This window comes from Stenotrophomonas sp. 610A2 (assembly GCF_030549615.1).
Taxonomy (GTDB): Bacteria; Pseudomonadota; Gammaproteobacteria; order Xanthomonadales; family Xanthomonadaceae; genus Stenotrophomonas; species Stenotrophomonas pigmentata.
On sequence record NZ_CP130832.1, the window covers coordinates 2,358,119 to 2,378,223 of the forward strand.

The 20,105-nt window shown below is 63.9% G+C and carries 20 protein-coding genes; 9 read left to right on the forward strand and 11 right to left on the reverse strand.

The window, feature by feature from the left end; genetic code table 11:
• Positions 1 to 221: 221 nt before the first annotated feature.
• The 6 genes from Q5Z11_RS10625 to Q5Z11_RS10650 form a co-directional block, all read right to left on the reverse strand.
• Positions 222 to 410, reverse strand: a complete 189-nt coding sequence (locus Q5Z11_RS10625) for a hypothetical protein (RefSeq protein WP_303746386.1) — start codon at positions 408 to 410, stop codon at positions 222 to 224.
• A 140-nt stretch (positions 411 to 550) separates the two neighbouring features.
• On the reverse strand, positions 551 to 1,741 hold the full coding sequence (locus Q5Z11_RS10630; RefSeq protein ID WP_303746387.1) for a methyl-accepting chemotaxis protein: 1,191 nt from the start codon (positions 1,739 to 1,741) through the stop codon (positions 551 to 553).
• A gap of 129 nt (positions 1,742 to 1,870) precedes the next feature.
• Entirely contained in the window at positions 1,871 to 2,485 is a 615-nt protein-coding gene (gene hflD / locus Q5Z11_RS10635) for a high frequency lysogenization protein HflD (protein ID WP_303746388.1), read from the reverse strand.
• A 9-nt stretch (positions 2,486 to 2,494) separates the two neighbouring features.
• Complete coding sequence (gene mnmA / locus Q5Z11_RS10640; RefSeq protein WP_303746389.1) at positions 2,495 to 3,616, reverse strand: tRNA 2-thiouridine(34) synthase MnmA; 1,122 nt, start codon at positions 3,614 to 3,616, stop codon at positions 2,495 to 2,497.
• Positions 3,613 to 4,077, reverse strand: a complete 465-nt coding sequence (locus Q5Z11_RS10645) for an NUDIX hydrolase (protein WP_303746390.1) — start codon at positions 4,075 to 4,077, stop codon at positions 3,613 to 3,615. The genes mnmA and Q5Z11_RS10645 overlap by 4 nt, the downstream gene beginning before the upstream one ends.
• A 2-nt stretch (positions 4,078 to 4,079) precedes the next feature.
• Positions 4,080 to 4,556, reverse strand: a complete 477-nt coding sequence (locus tag Q5Z11_RS10650) for a hypothetical protein (RefSeq protein ID WP_303746391.1) — start codon at positions 4,554 to 4,556, stop codon at positions 4,080 to 4,082.
• Between the two features lie 104 nt (positions 4,557 to 4,660).
• Between Q5Z11_RS10650 and clpS the strand changes: the two genes are divergently transcribed.
• Together clpS and clpA are read left to right on the forward strand one after the other, a co-directional pair.
• Positions 4,661 to 4,981 (forward strand): ATP-dependent Clp protease adapter ClpS, encoded by a 321-nt coding sequence (gene clpS, locus Q5Z11_RS10655; RefSeq protein ID WP_282272346.1) that lies wholly within the window; start codon positions 4,661 to 4,663, stop codon positions 4,979 to 4,981.
• A 309-nt stretch (positions 4,982 to 5,290) separates the two neighbouring features.
• A complete protein-coding gene (gene clpA / locus Q5Z11_RS10660; RefSeq protein WP_303746392.1) occupies positions 5,291 to 7,570 on the forward strand; it encodes an ATP-dependent Clp protease ATP-binding subunit ClpA in 2,280 nt (759 codons plus the stop codon).
• 301 nt (positions 7,571 to 7,871) lie between these two features.
• Here the strand turns inward: clpA and infA are convergent, their stop codons facing one another.
• From infA to trxB, 5 genes are all read right to left on the reverse strand, one after another.
• Entirely contained in the window at positions 7,872 to 8,090 is a 219-nt protein-coding gene (gene infA / locus Q5Z11_RS10665; RefSeq protein ID WP_005409596.1) for a translation initiation factor IF-1, read from the reverse strand.
• Positions 8,091 to 8,188: 98 nt separating this feature from the next.
• Entirely contained in the window at positions 8,189 to 8,923 is a 735-nt protein-coding gene (aat, locus tag Q5Z11_RS10670) for a leucyl/phenylalanyl-tRNA--protein transferase (RefSeq protein ID WP_303746393.1), read from the reverse strand.
• A complete protein-coding gene (locus Q5Z11_RS10675; RefSeq protein WP_303746394.1) occupies positions 8,920 to 10,062 on the reverse strand; it encodes a GNAT family N-acetyltransferase in 1,143 nt (380 codons plus the stop codon). The genes aat and Q5Z11_RS10675 overlap by 4 nt, the downstream gene beginning before the upstream one ends.
• On the reverse strand, positions 10,059 to 10,952 hold the full coding sequence (locus tag Q5Z11_RS10680) for a metallophosphoesterase (protein WP_303746395.1): 894 nt from the start codon (positions 10,950 to 10,952) through the stop codon (positions 10,059 to 10,061). The genes Q5Z11_RS10675 and Q5Z11_RS10680 overlap by 4 nt, the downstream gene beginning before the upstream one ends.
• A 23-nt stretch (positions 10,953 to 10,975) precedes the next feature.
• Positions 10,976 to 11,944, reverse strand: a complete 969-nt coding sequence (gene trxB, locus Q5Z11_RS10685) for a thioredoxin-disulfide reductase (protein ID WP_303746396.1) — start codon at positions 11,942 to 11,944, stop codon at positions 10,976 to 10,978.
• Positions 11,945 to 12,233: 289 nt separating this feature from the next.
• On the opposite strand from trxB, the gene Q5Z11_RS10690 reads away from it, so the two are divergent.
• From Q5Z11_RS10690 to Q5Z11_RS10720, 7 genes are all read left to right on the forward strand, one after another.
• Entirely contained in the window at positions 12,234 to 14,603 is a 2,370-nt protein-coding gene (locus Q5Z11_RS10690; protein WP_303746397.1) for a DNA translocase FtsK, read from the forward strand.
• 93 nt (positions 14,604 to 14,696) lie between these two features.
• Positions 14,697 to 15,335 (forward strand): outer membrane lipoprotein chaperone LolA, encoded by a 639-nt coding sequence (lolA, locus tag Q5Z11_RS10695; protein ID WP_303746398.1) that lies wholly within the window; start codon positions 14,697 to 14,699, stop codon positions 15,333 to 15,335.
• A 125-nt stretch (positions 15,336 to 15,460) separates the two neighbouring features.
• The gene (locus tag Q5Z11_RS10700; protein WP_303746399.1) at positions 15,461 to 16,756 is read left to right on the forward strand and encodes a replication-associated recombination protein A; all 1,296 of its coding nucleotides are present in this window, start codon (positions 15,461 to 15,463) and stop codon (positions 16,754 to 16,756) included.
• A gap of 36 nt (positions 16,757 to 16,792) precedes the next feature.
• Entirely contained in the window at positions 16,793 to 17,179 is a 387-nt protein-coding gene (gene crcB, locus Q5Z11_RS10705; protein WP_303746400.1) for a fluoride efflux transporter CrcB, read from the forward strand.
• Positions 17,180 to 17,268: 89 nt separating this feature from the next.
• On the forward strand, positions 17,269 to 18,309 hold the full coding sequence (locus Q5Z11_RS10710; protein WP_303746401.1) for a glucokinase: 1,041 nt from the start codon (positions 17,269 to 17,271) through the stop codon (positions 18,307 to 18,309).
• 22 nt (positions 18,310 to 18,331) lie between these two features.
• Complete coding sequence (locus tag Q5Z11_RS10715) at positions 18,332 to 19,339, forward strand: N(4)-(beta-N-acetylglucosaminyl)-L-asparaginase (RefSeq protein WP_303746402.1); 1,008 nt, start codon at positions 18,332 to 18,334, stop codon at positions 19,337 to 19,339.
• Complete coding sequence (locus Q5Z11_RS10720; protein WP_303746403.1) at positions 19,336 to 20,073, forward strand: copper homeostasis protein CutC; 738 nt, start codon at positions 19,336 to 19,338, stop codon at positions 20,071 to 20,073. Before Q5Z11_RS10715 ends, Q5Z11_RS10720 begins: the two co-directional genes overlap by 4 nt.
• Positions 20,074 to 20,105: the final 32 nt, after the last annotated feature.

Consider the following 20,105-nt stretch of genomic DNA (forward strand, 5'->3'; position numbering starts at 1 on the left):
GCAGCGCGTAATCGCAGGTTCGTGGTTCTTGTGACAGCTGGGATTGCCCCGGCATCCATACGCGTGCGCGGCTGCAACGAAGCACAGACCTGAAAAGTCAGCTGGGGTCGGCGCAACGGAAGCAATTGGCAGGTGTTTGGGGAGAGCAATGACGTGTCAGCTGCCGGGTGCGTTCTGCTTACCCCGGTTACGAAGCTATCAATCGGCGTGTGGCGGACACATCAAGGAACCGAAAGATCCCAATCAATGCTGGTCTTCAGCCAGTCGTTGCTTTCCTCGGGGGCCGGGGCAAGCGCTTGATCGCGCTTCGCCCGCAGTTCCAGGAGCTCGTGCGCGGCGCCTTGCTCAAGCTGTGCGAGTTGCTCGCGTCTGCGCAATGAGATGTTGCTGGTGGCAGCGGAATCTGACATTGCGTCACCTGCCTGCGTTGCTGGCTCGGCGTTGTTGTTGGCGGTAGCGCGGGGTAGAAGCATGTATCAGTACGGTTGAAGCAACAGCAAAGCCCCGACCAAAGGCCGGGGCTCGGTTGCAAAGCGGGTGCAGTACGAACTCAGAACAACTCCACCGTGCCGGCGCCCATGCTCTGCTGCGATACAGGCTTGTGCGGCGGGCGCTCCCACTCGACACGCAGTTCACGCAGGCGGCTGCCGGTGCGCTGCAGTGCGCTGACCATCTCGCCATCGAACACGCCACCATTGCGGTGCAGCAGTTCCTGCAGGGCAACGGCCTCCCGGTTGATCGCGCCAAGGCGGTCGAGGTGGGTGTGCACGCCACCCAGCGCCTGGGTAGCGATGTCCTCGAACTGCAGGGCACGCACGGCTTCGGCAACACTGCCGTCAATGGCGCGGCCGCATTCGGAGATCTCGCGCATGCCGTCGCCGAGCGAGGCATTGATGGCAGCCACGCTGTCCAGCATCGAGGCGGCTTCGTGGCGCGCTTCACGCGAGCGGTCCATGTCGCGCGATGCCATGTGGGTGACGGTTTCACGCACCTTGGCAATGGCGTCCTTGGAGCTGTGCGCCAGCTTGCGGATCTGCTCGTTGAAGGTGGTGGAGCGCTCGGAGAGGTTGCGCACCTCGTCGGCGACCACAGCAAAACCGCGACCAGCTTCGCCAGCACGGGCTGCTTCGATGGCTGCATTCAGGGCCAGCAGATTGGTCTGGTCGGCAATCGACTTGACGTCTTCAAGCAGGGCAAAGATGCCATCCAGGTGCTGTGCCATCTGGTCGATGTGCTGCACGGTGTTGCTGCTCTGGCCGCTGACCTGCTCCAGTGCTTCCACCAGCTGTTCCATCTGGTGGCTGGCGTTCTGGGCGAAGCGGGCGACATCGACACCGCCGCCGCCTTCGTCACCGGCGCGGTCGACGATGCGGGCCAGTGCCTGGCTCTGCTGGCGCGACTTGCGGCTCATCGCGTCGAAGCTGCCACCCAGGCCACCGACGGCCTGCCGGATCAGCTCACGGGCGCGTTCGATCTCGCTGCGCGAGCCATCGATTTCGTTGCTGACAAAGCTGCGCAGCTCATTCAGCAGTTGGTCCTGTTCCTTCAGCACCTTGGTGTGTTCGGGCGAGCGCTGGGCTTGCGTATGCACGCTCCACCAGGCAAATACCAGCCAGCTCAGCACCATGGTGGTCAGGATTGCCCACAGCGCTGCCGAAGGCCAGGACAGGGCAGCAGCGACCACGACCAGAAGGGTGAGGACCAACGGGGCTGCCAAACGGATTGCAATACGTGAATACATGGACGTTCTCGGGAGAGTCACGAATGCAGTATCGGCAGTGGGCGGGGTGTCTTTAGCCCACTGACGTGAATCCCGGAGAAGGTTTCGCAATGCAGGCCCGCAAGCGCGTTGGCTGCGGGCCGGCATGATTCAGCGCAGACGGCGCTCGATGGCCTCGAGCATAGCCTTGCGCGAGAACAGGAAATCCCAGTAGCTGCCGCCCAGCTGGCGCCACAGCACCGCCGAGCGCACGGCGGCCAGCAGCAGCGCCCGGATCTCGGACACCACCATCGCCTGGCCCAGGTAATGCGGGTTGCCCTGCACCATGATCTTGGGCTTGAGCTGGCTGATGGTGTCCGCGTACAGCGCACCCATCGCACTCAGCACATCGGGGTGGGAGCTGTCGCCGCGTTCCTTGGCGATACCAGCGGCACGCTGGATGCCAGCCTCCACCTTGTCGATCGTGGCGCCTTCACGCACGAAACGGCGCTCCAGCTGCATCACCGACAGCGCCAGCCGCGGCAGCAGGTCGTCCTTGCCCTGGTTGCGGAAGTAGTCGCGCAGCAGGCGCAGGCCGGCTTCAACCTGGGTGGCGCTGCCATAGACGGCAGCCGGCGAGGTGGCGTCAATCCGCAATACGCTGTCCATCGCGGTACGCACGATGGCGTTCTCCGAGTGGCCGGTTTCTGCGATGCGGCGAACCTGCTGCAGGGCCTGGGCAATGCCGGCCAAGGCAAGTACGCGGTCATCGATGGAAAAAGTCATGGTCATCTCTCAAAGGGAAACAGGGGCGGCCAGGCGGCGCTCCAAAGGTGCATCGGTGGCGGCGATCACCGCGCCGCCCAAGCATTCCATGCCGTCGTACAGCACCAGTGATTGGCCGGGGGTGACGGCGCGTTGCGGGCGCGCGAAATGCACGTCCAGCGTACCGTCATCACGCACCTTCACGGTGCAGGCTTCGTCAGGTTGGCGGTAGCGGGTCTGCGCGGTGCACTCGAACTCGCGTGCGGGCGGGGCACCTGCAATCCAGTGCATGGCCTCGCTGCGCAGCCAGTTGGACTGCAGCCAGGGGCTGTCATGGCCCTGGTCGACGTAGAGGATGTTGCGTGCCACGTCCTTGCCGACCACGAACCAGGGCGCGGCCGGGCGGCCACGGACACCGCCGATGTTCAGGCCTTCGCGCTGGCCCAGGGTGAAATAGAACACGCCGGGGTGACGGGCGATTACCTGGCCGTCGGGGTCGTGGATCTCGCCTTCGCGCGCGGGCAGGTACTGCCCAAGGAATTCACGGAAATCGCGCTCGCCGATGAAGCAGATGCCGGTGGAATCCTTCTTGGCATGGGTAGGCAGGCCAGCCTCGCGGGCGATGCGGCGCAGCTCGCTCTTCTCCATGTGGCCGATCGGGAACAGGGTTGCCGCCAGCTGGGTCTGGCCCAGCTGATGCAGGAAGTAGCTCTGGTCCTTGCCGCGGTCGGCGCCACGCAGCAGGCGCCAACGGCCGCCGGAGTGCTCCACTTGGGCGTAGTGGCCGGTGGCGATGCGCTCGGCGCCCAGCTCGCGGGCAGCGTCGAGGAAGTGCTTGAACTTGACCTCGCGGTTGCACAGCACGTCCGGGTTGGGGGTGCGGCCAGCCGCGTACTCGGCCAGGAAGTGCTCGAACACGCCCTGCCAGTATTCGTTGGAGAAGTCGCGGAAATGGAAGGGGATGTCCAGCCGGCCGCAGACTGCCACCGCGTCGCGGCGGTCATCTTCGGCGCGGCAATGGCCGCTGCCGTCGTCAGCCCAGTTCTGCATGAACAGGCCGGCGACATCCAACCCCTGTTGGACCAGGGCAAGCGCTGCCACCGACGAATCAACGCCGCCGGAAACGCCGACCACGATCTTGGGAGTGCTCATGGTGCCACCTGCCGCAGGATCGACAGCGGATAGCGCTGCCCGGCCAGCCAGTCGGACACCGTATGCCAGACCAGCGGGCTGCGCAGCCGTGCCATGTCGGCCTGCAAGGCCACCGGGCTGAGCCACAGGGCCTGCACGATGCCAGCATCGAGCGCCTGCTCGGGATGGTGGCGCACGGGCTCGGCGGCGAAGGCGAAGCGCAGGAACGGCGTGCCATCGCCTGCCGTCCACTGGTAGCTGCCGATGAAACCGGTCAGGCGCACGTCCCAGCCGGTTTCCTCGCGGGTTTCACGCACTGCCGCCTCGAGCAGGCTCTCGCCAGGCTCGAGGTGCCCGGCCGGCTGGTTCAACACCCGCCGGCCAGCCTTTTCTTCTTCCACCAGCAGCAGCTGCCCTGCGCGGGAGACCACGGTGGCCACGGTCACATGTGGCGCCCATCGCTGGGACTGCAAAGCATTCACGCTCAGTACTCGTCCTTGGACGTCATTTCCAGCTCGATCGCATCGGCGCTCTTGGCGGCGGCATCGATGGCATCGGAGATCACTTCAGCGCTGGCATCGGCGTCCACCTTGACCACGAACATGGCCACATCACCCTGTTTCACCCAGCCGCCGAGCTTGGAGTCGTTGGAATCTTCCAGCAGGCGGTTGGCGATCAGCGCCGAGAACTGCGGGCCCTCGGACTTGTAGCCCGGCGACCAGATTTCACGTACATGGTGGCTGCCGTAGGTCTCAACAGTGGAGCGCACGAACACCAGCTGGGTACGGTCGTCGTCCATCTCAAAGACCAGCTGGTAGTCGCCGTCGCTGTCCACCTCGTACTTGTACTTGAGGGTGTCCAGCACGCGACCGACGGCGCGGTCCGGCTCGCCGGCGAACGCGCTGCCGGAAGCGGTGGCGGCCAAGGCCAGCAGAGCAATGCTGAGTACAGACTTCTTCATGTTTTCCCCAATGGAATGGATGGTTAGCCTGCAAATTGTGCGGGGGCAGGGGGGGCTGCGTCCAATGTCGGGGGCTGGTCATGCAGACCGGCTATAATTGCAGGATGTCCCAGAAGACCCAACACGATAGCGAGCATGGCCTGCTGGTTGCCCCTGGCAAGCCGGAGGTGGCGCCGCCGCCCCAGTACCAGGTGATGCTGCTCAACGACGACTACACCCCGATGGACTTCGTGGTGACGGTCCTGCAGAGCTTTTTCTCCATGGACATGGACAAGGCCACCCAGGTGATGCTTCACGTCCACACCCGCGGCCGTGGTATCTGCGGTGTCTATACCCGCGAGGTTGCCGAGACCAAGGTGGCGCAGGTCAATGAGTTCTCGCGCATGAACCAGCATCCCTTGATGTGCACGATGGAGCGGGCCTGAGCCTTGCCCCCGGCGTTTGTACGCCAGTCCGTCCATCCGGACTTCCCTGACTTGGCCGGCCGCGCCTGATCTGCGGTAAAACAGGCGTGGCGCCTTGCATCCAATGTGCGAGCAGTAGAACGATTCGTCCCGCCGATTGTGTTCTGCGCGGGGTGTCGCATGGTTTTCTGCGGTAAAACTGAATGCCGGATTCACAGGTACAGCAGTTTTGCGGGTATTGCTGACACGGCGTCTACATCAGCGTAGTTAGGGTGCTGGAAAAATCGGTGCCAGGCCGCATATTGTCTCCAACCGGAACCGGAGTGCCCTATGTTCAGTAAAGACCTCGAGCAGACCATTGGTCAGTGCTACAAGCGCGCCCGAGAGGCCCGTCATGAGTACATGACGGTTGAACATTTATTGCTGGCCTTGTTGGAGAACGCATCTGCGCAGGCCGTGCTCAAAGCGTGCGGCGCCGATCTGGAGCGTCTGGGGCGTGAGCTGGAGAAGGCGATCAACGCCTCGGTGTCGCTGCTGGCCGAAGACGACGGCCGCGACACGCAGCCCACGCTGGGCTTCCAGCGGGTCTTGCAGCGCGCCGTGTACCACGTGCAGTCCTCGGGCAAGAAGGAAGTTACTGGTGCCAATGTGCTGGTGGCGATCTTCGGCGAAAAGGAGTCGCACGCGGTCTACTACCTCAATCAGCAGGATGTGACCCGGCTGGACGTGGTCAATTACCTGTCCCACGGCGTGGGCAAGGCGGGCGATGACCCGGAGATGTCCTCGCCGCTGGAAGGTGAGGGCAGGGCAGAAGGTGCCGACGGCGAAGGCAAGGGCGATTCGCTGGCCGAGTTCGCCAGCAATCTCAATGAGATGGCCAAGTCAGGGCGGATCGATCCGCTGGTTGGGCGCCGTGACGAGATCGAGCGCACCATCCAGGTCTTGTGCCGCCGCCGTAAGAACAACCCGCTGTACGTGGGTGAGGCCGGTGTCGGCAAGACCGCCATCGCCGAAGGCCTGGCCAAACGCATCGTCGATGGCGAAGTGCCGGATGTGCTCGCCGATGCCGTGATCTACTCGTTGGATCTGGGCGCACTGGTGGCTGGCACCAAATACCGTGGCGACTTCGAGAAGCGCCTGAAGGGCGTGATCACCGCGCTGAAGAAGATTCCCAACTCGGTGCTGTTCATCGACGAGATCCACACCATCATCGGTGCCGGATCGGCGTCGGGCGGCACCATGGATGCCTCCAACCTGATCAAGCCGGCGCTGGCGTCGGGTGAGCTGCGCTGCATCGGCTCGACCACGTTCCAGGAATACCGCGGCATCTTCGAGAAGGATCGTGCGCTGGCGCGGCGCTTCCAGAAGATAGACATCGTCGAGCCGACCATTGGCGAGACCTTCGAGATCCTTAAGGGCCTGCGGCCGAAGTACGAGGCGCACCACAGCGTGACCTACGCCGACGATGCCTTGCAGGCAGCGGTGGATCTGTCGGTCAAGCACATTGCCGATCGCCTGCTGCCGGACAAGGCCATCGACGTGATCGACGAGGCCGGTGCCCGCCAGCGCCTGCTGCCCGAAGGCCAGCGCAAGGAGCGCATCGATATCGAGGAGATCGAAGCCATCGTTGCCAAGATGGCGCGGATCCCGGCCAAGCAGGTCACCGCCAGCGACAAGGATGTGCTGCAGCACCTGGAGCGCAACCTGAAGATGGTGATCTTCGGCCAGGACCAGGGCATCGAGTCGCTGACCTCGGCGATCAAGTTGTCGCGCTCGGGTCTGGCCAGTCCCGACAAGCCGATCGGCAACTTCCTGTTTGCCGGCCCCACCGGTGTTGGCAAAACCGAAGTGACGCGTCAGTTGGCATTGCAGTTGGGTATCGAGCTGGTGCGCTTCGACATGTCCGAGTACATGGAGCCGCATTCCATCAGTCGCCTGATCGGTGCGCCTCCGGGCTATGTCGGCTTCGACCAGGGTGGTCTGTTGACCGAGAAGATCGTCAAGACGCCGCACTGCGTGCTGTTGCTGGACGAGGTGGAGAAGGCGCATCCGGATATCTTCAACATCCTGTTGCAGGTCATGGATCGCGGTGTGCTCACCGACACCAACGGCCGCGAAGCCAATTTCAAGAACGTGATCCTGGTGATGACCACCAATGCCGGTGCCACCCAGGCGGCGCGTCGCTCGATCGGCTTCTTGAAGCAGGATCATGCAACCGATGCGATGGAAGTCATCCGCAAGAGCTTCACCCCGGAGTTCCGCAACCGCCTGGATGCAGTGGTGCAGTTCCAGCCGCTGGGCTTCAGTCATATCCTGCGGGTGGTGGACAAGTTCCTGATCGAGCTGGAAATGCTGCTGCAGGACAAGCACGTGTCGCTTTCGGCCACGCCGACGGCACGCGAATGGCTGGCCCAGCATGGCTTCGACGCGGACATGGGTGCGCGCCCGATGCACCGACTGATCCAGGACAAGGTGAAGCGCCCGCTGGCCGACGAGCTGTTGTTCGGCAAGCTCGTCAACGGCGGCAAGGTCAGCATCGACGTCCGCGAGGGCGAGCTGGTGGTCGACACCGAGTCCGAGCCGGAGCATCTGTTGCCGGCAACGGTGTAAGCCGGCATTTGCAGGAGCGGCGTAAGCCGCGAAGCCACAATTGCTTCAGCACAAACAAACCCCCGCATCCAACGATGCGGGGGTTTTTCTTTTGCTTGAGGCCCCCTCCCTTGCGCCGAAGGCGTAGGGGAGGGCTGGGGAGGGGTGCCGTTGCCGGTAACGCTCCTGCCGAGCATGGCTCGGCACTACAGGGTATTGCTGGTACGGCCTCTGCCGAGCATGGCTCGGCACTACGGGAATTCTGGCCACGCGAAAAAGCCAGCGCGAAGGCTGGCTTTCGGCTAACGCTCGACTTACCGCATTACTTCATGCGGTAGGTGATACGGCCCTTGGTCAGGTCGTACGGCGTCATCTCAACCTTGACGCGGTCACCGGTCAGGATGCGGATGTAGTTCTTGCGCATGCGGCCGGAGATGTGGGCGATGATTTCATGCCCATTTTCCAAGCGAACACGGAAAGTGGTGTTCGGCAACGTCTCGCTGACGGTGCCTTCGAACTCGATGGAGTCGTCTTTCGACATGTAGTCCTGTGCGGTTCTGCGGACGGCCATTGGGCCTAAGGGCGGGCATTTTACGCTGTCGCGCGCCGGGATGCAAAGTTTGCGTTAAGTGGCTGTATTCAGGCCAGTGCGGAGGCCGCCAACTCGCCGAACCTGCGCGTCCAGCTGCCGGCTTCCGCCGGCCGTTGCACCAGTTCGCGCACGGTTTCCAGGAACGCCGCGCGCGGGAGGTGCTCGGCGCCCATCCGCAACAGGTGCGGATTTTCCACCTGCGCATCCATCAGCGGCCATCCCCATTCGGCCAGGCTGGCAGCCAGGGCAGCGAGCGCGACTTTCGAGCCGCCGCTGCGGGCGCTGAACATGCTTTCGCCGAAAAACATCTCGCCGATCGCCACGCCGTAGATCCCGCCAACCAGCGCTTCGCCTTCAAACACTTCCACCGAGTGTGCGTAGCCGAGCTTGTGCAGCTCCACGTAGGCAGCGTGCATTTCGTCAGTGATCCAGGTGCCATCCTGGCCAGGCCGTGGTGCCGACGCGCAGGCCTGCATGACCTCGGCGAACGCGGTATCGGCGTGGACCTTCCAGGCACTGTTGCGCAGCCCGCGGCGGAAGCGTGAGGACAGATGCACCTGGTCGGTGCGGAACACCATGCGCGGGTCCGGCGACCACCACAGCAGCGGCTGGCCTTCCGAGAACCACGGGAAGATGCCGCCGGCATAGGCGTTCAGCAGGCGTACCGGGCTCAGGTCGCCGCCGACGGCAAGCAGGCCGTCGGGGTCCCGCAAGGCCAACTCGGCGGGCGGGAACGGGGCATCGCTGGCGGTGTCCAGCAGGAACGGGCCTTTGTTGCTCATTGCGGTGAATCTTCCTGCTTGAAAGGCGAATGGCGCAGCAGATCGGCGGTATAAGCAGCGACATCCTCGCGCTCCCGGTCGCACCAGTCGCGTGCGGCTTCACGGAATTGCGGGTGTGCCAGCCAATGGTGGCTGCGAACCTGGGTGGGCAGGAAGCCGCGCGCCAGCTTGTGCTCGCCTTGCGCGCCGGGTTCGAAGCGCTGCAGGCCCTCGCGCAGGCAGTACTCGATGCCTTGGTAATAGCAGGTTTCAAAATGCAGGCCGGGCAGGGGGGCGCCACCCCAGTAGCGCCCGTACAGCGTGTCGCTGCCGCGCAGGCACAGCGCGCCGGCAATCGGCTCGTCATCCTGCATCGCCAGGAACAACACCAGCTGGCGCGGCATCTGCGCAGCCATGTGGCGCAGGAAGGCCAGGGTCAGCGCCGGCGCATTGCCGTACTCGGCGAAGGTCTGCAGGTAGAAGCCATGCATTGCGCGCAGTTCATCCGCGCTGGCTTCGTCACCATGCCGCACGACGAAACGGATACCTGCACGGGCTACCTTGGCGCGTTCCTGGCGGATGTTCTTGCGGCGCTTGTGATCCATTGCACCGAGAAAATCCTCGAAGCTTGCCCAGCCCGGCTGGCGTTGCCATTGGAACTGCACGTCATCACGGCGCAGCCACTGTGCGCCGAACAGCGGGCTCTCTTTGTCCGGGTGGAAGTTGATGTGTGCCGACGACAGGTCGTTGTCCTGCACATGGCCGACGATGGCCTCGATCAGCGCCTGCCGATCAGCTTCGCTGCGGGCCAGCAGGCGCGGCCCGGTAACCGGCGAATAGGGCACGCCGCACAGCCACTTCGGGAAGTACTCCAGGCCATGGCGTGCATAGGCGTTTGCCCAGGCATGGTCGAACACGAATTCGCCGTGCGAGTTCTGCTTCAGGTAGCCGGGTGCGGCGGCGACAAGTTCATCGTCGCGCCACAAGCCCAGGTGTTGGGGTTGCCAACCCCACTCGGGGCGCAGGCAGCCGTGCTGCTCCAGCCCGCTGAGGAAGGCGTGGCTGATGAAGGGATTACTGCCGTCGTGCAGGGCATCCCATTGTTCGGCAGGCAGCACTGCCAATGCGGGGAGTGCTTTGACTGTGATCTCGGCGGTCATGGTTGCAGCTGCAGAACGTCGATCGTGGGCGGGTTGAACAAGCGTAGCGGCAAACCGATCTCACCAACGCCCCGTGTAGTGAACACCCGGACGCTACCGTGTGGCGTTTGCACCACCTGCTCGCCCCTGTCGAATCCATGAGCGCTGGGAATGACTTTGCGATATAGCCACGGGATACGGATCTGACCGCCGTGGGTATGTCCGGCCAGCACGATTGCAGCGTCACCTGTGCGCAGCTGCAGCGCACTATCGGGGTTGTGTGCAATCACGATCAGCGGTGCTTGCGGAACCGCTGCCGCTAGTAGAAAAGCAGGATCATCCTTACCTGCCCAGCGGTCACCAAGGCCCGCCCAGCGATGTCCTTGTGCGTCGGTGACGACCTTGCCTTCAATTACCTGCACGCCAAGTTTGGTCAAGGCCTCGCGCAGCGGCTTGTCGATATCCGGTCCAGGTCGTTGCTGGTCGTGATTGCCGAGCACGGCATAGGTTGGTGCGCGCAGTTGGTTCAGCGGCGCAAATAGCGTCTGTAGATCATGCCCCTGCGGCTCATAGGTCAGGTCGCCGGCAATGACCACCGCATCGACGGGCAGGGTATTGATTCGCTCCACCAGGCGCTGCAGAAACGCGGTGTCCTTGTAGATACCAAGATGGATGTCGCTGATCAACGCGACGCGCGCACTGATGCCGGTGCCCGGCAGTACGGTTTGGTCAACGCGGATGATTTGAGGCTCGATGAAGCGTGCCCAGGCGAACACGCCGCATCCAAGCAGCAGAATCGCAAGCAGCGGGCGGTGGCGCGGATTGCGCCACCGCCATAGCAGCCAGGCCATGGCAGGAAAAACCAACCAGCTGCCATGGAACAGCAGCTGTTTGATCAATACCTTGTCCATGCAGGGCTAGTGGGGCAGGGCGCTCAGGCGCCCTTTTCGTCCAGGAAGCGCTCGGCGTCCAGTGCGGCCATGCAGCCGAAGCCGGCCGAGGTGATGGCCTGGCGGTAGTGCTGGTCGGCAACGTCGCCGGCGGCGAAGACGCCTTCGACCGAGGTCATGGTGGCGTTGCCGCCCAGGCCGGAACGGATTTCCAGGTAGCCGTTGTTCATTGCCAGCTGGCCGGTGAACAGCTCAGTGTTGGGCTGGTGGCCGATGGCGACGAAGAAGCCGTGGGCTTCGATATCGCGGGTGCTGCCGTCCAGGGTGGACTTCACGCGCACGCCGGTGACGCCGGCGTCATTGCCTAGCACTTCGTCGACCTGGTGGTGCCACACGGTTTCGATCTTGCCGGCGGCGACCTTGGCGAACAGCTTGTCCTGCATGATCTTTTCCGCCTTCAAGGTGTCGCGGCGGTGGACCAGATAGACCTTGCGGGCGATGTTGGACAGGTACAGCGCTTCCTCAACGGCAGTGTTGCCGCCGCCGACCACGACCACGTCCTGGTCGCGGTAGAAGAAGCCGTCACAGGTGGCGCAGGCAGACACGCCGCGGCCCTTGAAGGCTTCCTCGGACGGAATGCCCAGGTATTTGGCAGTGGCGCCGGTGGCGATGATCAGCGCATCGGCGGTGTACTGGGCGTTGTCACCGGTCAGGGTGAACGGGCGCTTGGACAGATCGGCGGTATGGATGTGGTCGAACACCACTTCGGTCTCGAAGCGCTCGGCATGCGCCTGCATGCGCGCCATCAGGTCCGGGCCCATCAGACCGTGTGCATCGCCCGGCCAGTTGTCGACCTCGGTGGTGGTCATCAGCTGGCCACCCTGCTGCAGGCCGGTAACGACCAGCGGCTTCAGGTTTGCGCGCGCGCCATAGACCGCAGAGGTCCAGCCGGCGGGGCCGGAGCCGAGGATCAACAGGCGGGAGTGCTTGGTCGGGAGGCTGGAAGTGCTCATGTATACTCGCGAAAGTCAGGATTGGTGGCCCGAACGCGGCATTCCGCAACTGTCCGGGCAAGCCAATAGAGTGGCGGTCTGACCCCGGTGAATCAAGGCACGTGAATGGAACTGCGCGGCCCGTTGGATACAACTCCGCTGTTTCCCGCATTGCCGCCGCCTCCGTCTGGCGGCTTTTTGACGTTTTCTGTCTGTCAGCAGTACCGCAGTGCGCTGTAATTGGGTGAAACCCGACGATCTGTCGTTTAATATCAATCACTAACCGTGCATTTTTAAGGTCTGGTCAAAGGTGGCGAAACAGGTCCCGGAACGCGACAAGAGCCCCAAGGCTGCCGCTGAAGCGCGCAAGTCGGCGGCTGCAGCAGCAGACAATCCGCGTCGTCAAAAACTGTGGCGTGACCTTGCGTTGATCGCGATCGCGCCGGCGTTGCTGTATCTGCTCGCCAGTCTGTTTACGTATTCGCCTACCGATCCGGGCTGGTCGCAGTCGGGCTCCGTGGTTGCGCCCGTGCACAACATGGGCGGCAAGGTCGGCGCATGGATTGCCGATGTGCTGCGCCAGCTATTCGGCTATGTGGCCTACCTGATCCCGCTGATGCTGGCGGCGGTCGCATGGATCGCCATGTTCGGCCTGAAGAAGACCGATGAGCGCGGCCAGGATGACCTGGGCCCGGCGCTGCGTCTGGTCGGCATCGTCGGTTTCCTGATTGGTGCCACTGGTTTCCTGTACCTGCGCCTGCCGCCCGGCGATGTTGCCCGCGCAGGCGGTGGTCTGGGCGTGTTGGTCGGCAAATCGCTGCAGACCGGTTTTGGCCCGGTCGGTAGCAATCTGTTCCTGCTGGTGCTGCTGCTGACCTCGATCACCTTGGCCACCGGGCTGTCGTGGTTCGCGGTGATGGAGAAGATCGGCAAGTGGGTGCTGGCGCTCGGCCCGATGCTCAACAAGAAGAAAGAGCAGGCCAGCGAGTGGCAGCAGACCCGCGTGCTGCGCGAGGAGCGCGAGGAAGTGCGCAAGGTCGACGCCGAGGTACGCGCCAAGCGCGAGCCGGTGAAGATCGAACCACGTCCGGCACCGGTGATCGAGAAGAGCGACCGCGCCAAGCGCGAGACGCAGATCCCGATGTTCCAGGGTGTCAATGGCGACGGCTCGGACATCCCGCCGCTGGCCCTGCTCGACGATCCCAAGCCGCAGGCCAAGGGATATGACGAACAGACGCTGGAAACCCTGTCGCGCCAGATCGAATTCAAGCTCAAGGATTTCCGTATCGATGCGCAGGTCGTTGGCGCCTATCCGGGCCCGGTGATCACCCGTTTCGAGATCGAACCGGCGCCGGGCATCAAGGTCAGCCAGATCAGTTCGCTGGACAAGGACATCGCCCGCGGCCTGTCGGTCAAGTCGGTGCGCGTGGTTGACGTGATTCCGGGCAAGTCGGTGATCGGCCTGGAAATCCCCAACGTCACCCGCGAGATGATCTTCCTGTCCGAGCTGCTGCGCTCCAAGGAATACGACAAGTCGGCCAGCGTGCTGACCCTGGCTTTGGGCAAGGACATCGCCGGCCGCCCCAGCGTGGCCGATCTGGCGCGCATGCCGCACCTGCTGGTGGCCGGTACCACCGGCTCGGGTAAGTCCGTTGCGGTCAACGCGATGGTGCTGAGCCTGCTGTACAAGGCCAGCCCGAAAGACCTGCGCATGCTGATGATCGACCCGAAGATGCTGGAGCTCAGCGTCTACCAGGGCATTCCGCATCTGCTGGCGCCAGTGGTCACCGACATGAAGGAGGCCGGTAACGGCCTGCGTTGGTGCGTGGCCGAAATGGAGCGCCGCTACAAGCTGATGAGTGCTGTCGGCGTGCGTAACCTGGCCGGCTTCAACAAGAAGGTGAAGGACGCCATCGACGCTGGCCAGCCGATGATGGACCCGCTGTTCAAGCCCAACCCGGAGATGGGCGAGGCCCCGCGTCCGCTGGAGCCGCTGCCCTTCATCGTCATCTTCATCGACGAATTCGCCGACATGATGATGATCGTCGGCAAGAAGGTCGAAGAGCTGATCGCGCGCCTGGCGCAGAAAGCCCGTGCGGCCGGCATCCATCTGATCCTGGCCACGCAGCGCCCGTCGGTGGACGTGATCACCGGCCTGATCAAGGCCAATATCCCGACCCGTATCGCCTTCCAGGTCAGCTCCAAGATCGATTCGCGCACCATCCTCGACCAGTCCGGCGCGGAAGCGCTGCTGGGCAACGGCGACATGCTGTACCTGCCGCCGGGCACGGCGATGCCCGACCGCGTACACGGCGCCTTCGTCTCCGACGAAGAAGTGCACCGTGTGGTCGAGCACCTGAAGGCCAGCGGGCCCACTGACTACATCGAGGGCGTGCTGGACGAAGTGCAGACCATGGGCGATGGCGTGGTGGTTGGTGCCAACGGCCTGCCGGAGAGCAGTAGCAGCGGTGGTGACGAGTCCGATCCGCTTTACGACGAAGCCCTGCGCATCGTCACCGAAACCCGCCGCGCCTCCATTTCCGGCGTGCAGCGTCGCCTGAAGATCGGCTACAACCGCGCCGCACGCCTGATCGAGGCAATGGAAGCGGCCGGCGTGGTCACCGCGCCCGAACACAATGGCGACCGCACCGTGCTGGCTCCGCCGCCGCCCAAGCACTGAACGGAAGGGCGGCATTCAGCGATTGATTGCCGCCCATTCAGTTTGAAAGAGGCAGACTCTGCCTCACCAACGACACAACTATCCCAAGCCGCCATGACTGCATTCCTGCGCCACTCCGTTCTTGCTGTTGCCCTGGCTTGTGCCGGCCTTGCTGCGGATGCGCATGCTGGCGCCCGCGACGACCTGAAGTCCTTCACCAACGGCTTGCGCGGCCTCGATGGCCAGTTCGCGCAGCAGGTGGTGGATCAACGTGGCCGGGTCAAGGAATCTTCCAGCGGCCGTGTGGCGCTGTCGGCACCGCGCCAGTTCCGCTGGGAATACACCCGCCCGCATCCGCAGCTGATCATCGCCGACGGCAGCAAGCTGTGGGTTTACGAGCCGGACCTGGAGCAGGCCCGGGTCAGCCCGCAGGGCACCGAGGAGCAGAACAATCCGCTCACCGCCCTGATCAACCCGGCGCTGTTGGAGCAGCAGTACGACATCAGCGAAGAAGCCGCGCCGCGCGACGGCATGCAGTGGCTGTCGCTCACGCCCAAGCGTGATACCCAGGCCAGCTTCGATGTCGCCGCACTGGGCTTCTCCGGTGGCGCGCTGTCGCGGATGGAGCTGACCGACGCGGTGGGCCAGCGCACGATCATCAACTTCAGCGGCTGGAAGAAGAACCCGAGCTTCGCTGCTGGTACCTTCCGTTTCGTGCCGGGCAAGGACGTCGACGTCGTCGGCGATCGCTGAACCCAAGCCCAGCTATTGAGACCGGGGCAGGGCGGCCACGCTGCTAGAATGTGGGGGTGGCCAGATCCCGAAATATCTTTCTTGATGAAGCTCCCGCCGACCTGCTGACAGCGGACCGGGACAATATGCGTCCGCTCGCCGAGCGCATGCGTCCGCGTGCACTGGACGAGATGGTTGGCCAGAAGCGATTGCTGGCACCCAACACGGCGTTGCGCCGCGCGGTTGAGTCCGGCCGCGTGCATTCGATGATCCTGTGGGGCCCGCCGGGCTGCGGCAAGACCACCCTGGCCTTGTTGCTGGCGCAATACGCCGACGCCGAGTTCAAGGCGATATCGGCAGTGCTGTCTGGTCTGCCGGATGTCCGCCAGGTGCTGGCCGAAGCCGCACATCGTTTCGCCGACGGTCGCCGCACCGTGTTGTTTGTCGACGAAGTACACCGTTTCAACAAGGCACAGCAGGATGCCTTCCTGCCGCACATCGAGCGCGGCACGATCATTTTTGTTGGTGCGACCACCGAGAATCCCTCGTTCGAGTTGAACTCGGCATTGCTGTCGCGCTGCCGCGTGCACGTGCTGGAATCGGTGTCGCCCGAGGATGTGGTGGAAGCGCTGCAGCGCGCCTTGGACGACAAGGAACGTGGGCTGGGCGAGCAGGACATCACGGTCTCGGCCGAGTCGCTGCTGGAAATCGCCCGCGCCGCCGATGGCGACGTGCGCCGTGCCCTGACCCTGCTGGAAATCGCCGCCGAACTTGCGGCGGGCGAGGGCGGTGAAATCACCCCGGAAACGCTGCTGCAGGTGCTGGCCGATCGTACCCGCCGCTTCGACAAGAACGGCGAGCAGTTCTACGACCAGATCTCGGCGCTGCACAAGTCGGTGCGCAGCTCCAACCCGGACGGCGCCATCTACTGGTTGGCGCGCATGCTCGATGGCGGCTGCGATCCGTCCTATCTGCTTCGGCGGTTGACCATCATGGCGGTGGAGGACGTGGGCCTGGCCGATCCGCGGGCGCTGGAAATGGCGATCAATGTCTGGAACGCCTACGACCGCATCGGCGCACCGGAAGGCGATATCGCCCTGTCCAACCTGGTCGTGTACCTGGCCAGTACCGCCAAATCCAACGCGGCCTACATGTCCTTGCATGCGGCCCGCGCCGACATCGCCAAGTACGGCACCCAGCCGGTGCCGATGCACCTGCGCAACGCACCCACGCGCCTGATGAAGACCCTGGGCTATGGCCAAGGCTACCAATACGACCATGACGTCGAAGGCGGCATCGCGCTGGATCAGACCGCGTTCCCGGACGACATGGGCGAGCAGGTCTACTACAAGCCCGTCGAGCGCGGCCTGGAGATCAAGTTGAAGGACAAACTTGATCGCCTGCGCACCGCCCGCGAGCAGGCGCGTGCGCAACGCAAATGATCGCCATCAACCAACCCGCGGCCGGAGTTTGAACCCATGTGGCTTTCCTTCCTGGCCATCGGCGTTGGCGCCGCACTCGGTGCCTGGTTGCGCTACGGACTGAGCATCTGGTTGAACCCGTTGCACAACAGCGTGCCGATCGGGACGCTGACCGCCAACCTGCTCGGCGGCTACGTGATTGGTCTGGCGCTGGCCTTTTTCGCCTCCCGGCCAGAACTGTCACCGCAATGGCGCTTGTTCGTGGTCACCGGTCTGCTCGGCGGGCTGACTACCTTTTCAACCTTCTCGGCTGAAGTGGTGGACCTGCTGCAGCGGCAACAGCTGGGCTGGGGGCTGGCCACCATCGGCTTGCACCTTGGGGGCTCGCTGTCGATGACAGCCTTGGGGTGGTGGACCTGGCGTGCCTTGCGGCACCTGACTTGAGGCGGCTTTCAATGCCGCAGTCGATACCGCATCATGCGCCCACCACAAATTGAGCGTTTTCTGGATATGCAGCAAAAGCGGGCACACGAATGAGCAGGCCAACGTCGCAGGACGCGGCCCGCAGCGATGCAATCCAGGACTCTGAATCGGCCAGCGCCATCATTGGCGCTGATGTGGGTGGCACTTACGCACGCCTGGGCTGGACCCGACTGGATGCCAACGGAACACTGAGCGTCCGGGGCTTCCGCAAGTACACCTGCGCCGAACATCCCAGCCTTGCCGCTATCCTGCGCGACTACGCCGACTGGCTGGCGCGCGAAACCGACGCACCACCGATCGCACATGCCGTTGTCGCCATTGCTGGGGTACTCGATGGCGACACCCTGCTCAACACCAACCTGGCCTGGCCGGTGTCGTTGGCGGCAACCCGCCGCGATTCCGGCTTGCAAACGCTGGAGTTGATCAACGATTTCGTCGCTGTCGCACAGGCGATGGCACATGCCGAAGCCGACGCGCTGCATCTGATCTGCGGTGATCCCACACAGGTAGCGCCGGGTCCGGCCGTAGTGCTCGGCCCCGGCACTGGCCTGGGCGTCGCCGTCTATCTGCCAGGCGGAAATCCCTCGGTGCTCGCCAGTGAAGCAGGGCACGCGGCGCTGGCAGGTTCCACGGAGCTGGAGCAGGACGTATTGCGCCTGCTGTCGCGGCAGTACACGCATATCGACAACGAACGGATCCTGTCCGGTCCGGGCTTGATCACGCTTTACACCAACCTGTGCGAACTGCGCGGCAGCACGCCGCAATGGCTCAGCCCCGCCGATCTGGTGGCGGCAGCCCACAGCGGCACTGACGCACTGGCGACGGAAAGCGTCGAGGTGTTCTGCGCGTGGCTGGGCAGTCTGGCTGGCGACCTCGCACTGACCTTTGGCGCGCGTGCGGTTTACCTCACCGGCGGCATCACCGGCCATTTGAGCGGCCCGCTGCATGCCGGTGGCTTCCAGCAACGCTTCCTTGCAAAAGACCGCTTGTCGCAGGCGCTGCGGCACGTACCGGTCTGGCGTGTGGAACATGGTGAGCTCGGTGTACTCGGTGCCTTGGCTTGGCACGTGGATAAACTCGCAGCACGCTGACACAACCCAGGAGAACCCAGGCATGACTACCCGCAGACAGTTCCTGCAGTCGACCGCCCTGATCGGCGCATTGGGCAGTGCGGCGCCGGGCCTGCTGGCTTCGCCGGTGGCTGCAAACGGCGCGCGCGTGGTTTCAACCTGGGACTTCGGCGTAGGTGCGAACCAGGCGGCGTGGAAGGTATTGGCAGCGGGCGGCAGCGCACTGGACGCGGTTGAAGCCGGCGCTCGCTGGGCGGAAAGCGAACTCTGCAATCCAACGGTTGGCCGCTGCGGCAATCCGGATCGCGATGGCGTGTTGAGTCTGGATGCCAGCATCATGGCCGGCGATGGACGTTGCGGCTCGGTGGCGGCACTGGTCGACATCCTGCATCCGATCTCCGTGGCCCGCGCAGTAATGGAGAAAACCCCGCACGTCATGCTGGTGGGCGAGGGGGCCCAGCAGTTCGCGGTGCAGCAGGGGTTTGAACGCCAGAACCTGCTCACCCCAGGAGCAGAAAAAGCCTGGCGTGAATGGTTGAAGACCGAACACTACGCGCCGCAGATCAACGCCGAGCGCCGTGGTATTCCCGGTGACAAGGACAACCACGACACACTGGGCATGATCGCCGTCGATGCCAGCGGACAGATGGCCGGCGCCTGCACCACAAGTGGCATGGCCTTCAAGATGCACGGCCGCGTTGGCGACAGCCCGATCATTGGCGCCGGCCTGTACGTGGACAACGAAGTCGGTGCCGCCACGGCGTCCGGCATGGGCGAGGAAATGATCCGCAATGCGGCTTCGTTCCTGGTGGTTGAATTGATGCGACAAGGTCGCTCACCGGCAGAAGCCTGCCGCGAGGCCATCCAGCGCGTGGTCCGCAAACGCCCGGAAGCCAGCCGCACCTTGCAGGTCTGCTTCCTGGCGATGAACCGCAATGGCGAAGTAGGCGCATATGCGCTGCACAAGGGCTTCGTCTATGCGGTCTGCGACAGCAGCAAGCAGGACGCGCTGCTTGAGTCCGCTTCGGTGTACACGAGCACGCAGGCATGAGTTCGCGGTATCTGTTGGAGATCGCCTGCAATTCGGCGATGTCGGCGGTGGCCGCGCAACAGGGCGGGGCCAATCGCGTCGAACTGTTCGAGAACCTGGAGCAAGGCGGCACCACGCCTTCGTCCGGCAGTATTGCGGTGGCGCGGGATTACCTGCAGATCCCGTTGTTCGTGTTGATACGTCCGCGCCCCGGCGACTTTCACTACGGCGCACTGGAAACGGAACTCATGCTGCGCGACATCGCGCATTGCCGGCAGCTGGGCTGCGATGGCGTGGTGATTGGCGCTTTGAGTGCAGACGCTGAAATCGACATGCCGCTATGTCGTGAACTGGTCAGCGCAGCCGGGCCCATGGATATCACGTTCCACCGTGCATTCGACGCAGCCCGCGATTTGCCAACAGCGCTGGAGGAGATCGCAGATCTGGGTATCAAACGCATCCTCAGCTCCGGTGGCCGCGCCAGTGCCGCCGAAGGCAGCGCCGTGCTGTCCAGCTTGGCAGAGCAGGCTGGCTCACGCCTGGCCTTGATGGCTGGCGCGGGACTCAGCGCCCAAAACGTCGCTGAGGTCGCCTTGAAGACTGGTTGCGTGCAGCTGCATGCCTCGGCCAAGGGGCGACAGCGGTCTGCCATGCGTTACCAGAACCCCTGGTTGCAGGGCTTGGACAACGATTGGATTCAAACGCAAAGCACCGCGGTCGCCGCTTTGCGCGAGGCGCTGGATCAGCTGGGCTGATCCAGCGCACCTTGATGTTTGCCGATTAAAGT

What these genes read in the sequence shown, in the direction of transcription:
- Q5Z11_RS10720 (WP_303746403.1), top strand. Translation starts at nt 19,336, where the DNA reads ATGAGTTCGCGGTATCTGTTGGAGATCGCCTGCAATTCGGCGATGTCG.
- clpA (WP_303746392.1), top strand. Translation starts at nt 5,291, where the DNA reads ATGTTCAGTAAAGACCTCGAGCAGACCATTGGTCAGTGCTACAAGCGC.
- Q5Z11_RS10625 (WP_303746386.1), bottom strand. Translation starts at nt 410, where the DNA reads ATGTCAGATTCCGCTGCCACCAGCAACATCTCATTGCGCAGACGCGAG.
- mnmA (WP_303746389.1), bottom strand. Translation starts at nt 3,616, where the DNA reads ATGAGCACTCCCAAGATCGTGGTCGGCGTTTCCGGCGGCGTTGATTCG.
- crcB (WP_303746400.1), top strand. Translation starts at nt 16,793, where the DNA reads ATGTGGCTTTCCTTCCTGGCCATCGGCGTTGGCGCCGCACTCGGTGCC.
- Q5Z11_RS10680 (WP_303746395.1), bottom strand. Translation starts at nt 10,952, where the DNA reads ATGGACAAGGTATTGATCAAACAGCTGCTGTTCCATGGCAGCTGGTTG.
- Q5Z11_RS10630 (WP_303746387.1), bottom strand. Translation starts at nt 1,741, where the DNA reads ATGTATTCACGTATTGCAATCCGTTTGGCAGCCCCGTTGGTCCTCACC.
- aat (WP_303746393.1), bottom strand. Translation starts at nt 8,923, where the DNA reads ATGAGCAACAAAGGCCCGTTCCTGCTGGACACCGCCAGCGATGCCCCG.
- Q5Z11_RS10710 (WP_303746401.1), top strand. Translation starts at nt 17,269, where the DNA reads ATGAGCAGGCCAACGTCGCAGGACGCGGCCCGCAGCGATGCAATCCAG.
- clpS (WP_282272346.1), top strand. Translation starts at nt 4,661, where the DNA reads ATGTCCCAGAAGACCCAACACGATAGCGAGCATGGCCTGCTGGTTGCC.
- lolA (WP_303746398.1), top strand. Translation starts at nt 14,697, where the DNA reads ATGACTGCATTCCTGCGCCACTCCGTTCTTGCTGTTGCCCTGGCTTGT.
- hflD (WP_303746388.1), bottom strand. Translation starts at nt 2,485, where the DNA reads ATGACTTTTTCCATCGATGACCGCGTACTTGCCTTGGCCGGCATTGCC.
- Q5Z11_RS10675 (WP_303746394.1), bottom strand. Translation starts at nt 10,062, where the DNA reads ATGACCGCCGAGATCACAGTCAAAGCACTCCCCGCATTGGCAGTGCTG.
- trxB (WP_303746396.1), bottom strand. Translation starts at nt 11,944, where the DNA reads ATGAGCACTTCCAGCCTCCCGACCAAGCACTCCCGCCTGTTGATCCTC.
- Q5Z11_RS10715 (WP_303746402.1), top strand. Translation starts at nt 18,332, where the DNA reads ATGACTACCCGCAGACAGTTCCTGCAGTCGACCGCCCTGATCGGCGCA.
- Q5Z11_RS10700 (WP_303746399.1), top strand. Translation starts at nt 15,461, where the DNA reads ATGCGTCCGCTCGCCGAGCGCATGCGTCCGCGTGCACTGGACGAGATG.
- infA (WP_005409596.1), bottom strand. Translation starts at nt 8,090, where the DNA reads ATGTCGAAAGACGACTCCATCGAGTTCGAAGGCACCGTCAGCGAGACG.
- Q5Z11_RS10650 (WP_303746391.1), bottom strand. Translation starts at nt 4,556, where the DNA reads ATGAAGAAGTCTGTACTCAGCATTGCTCTGCTGGCCTTGGCCGCCACC.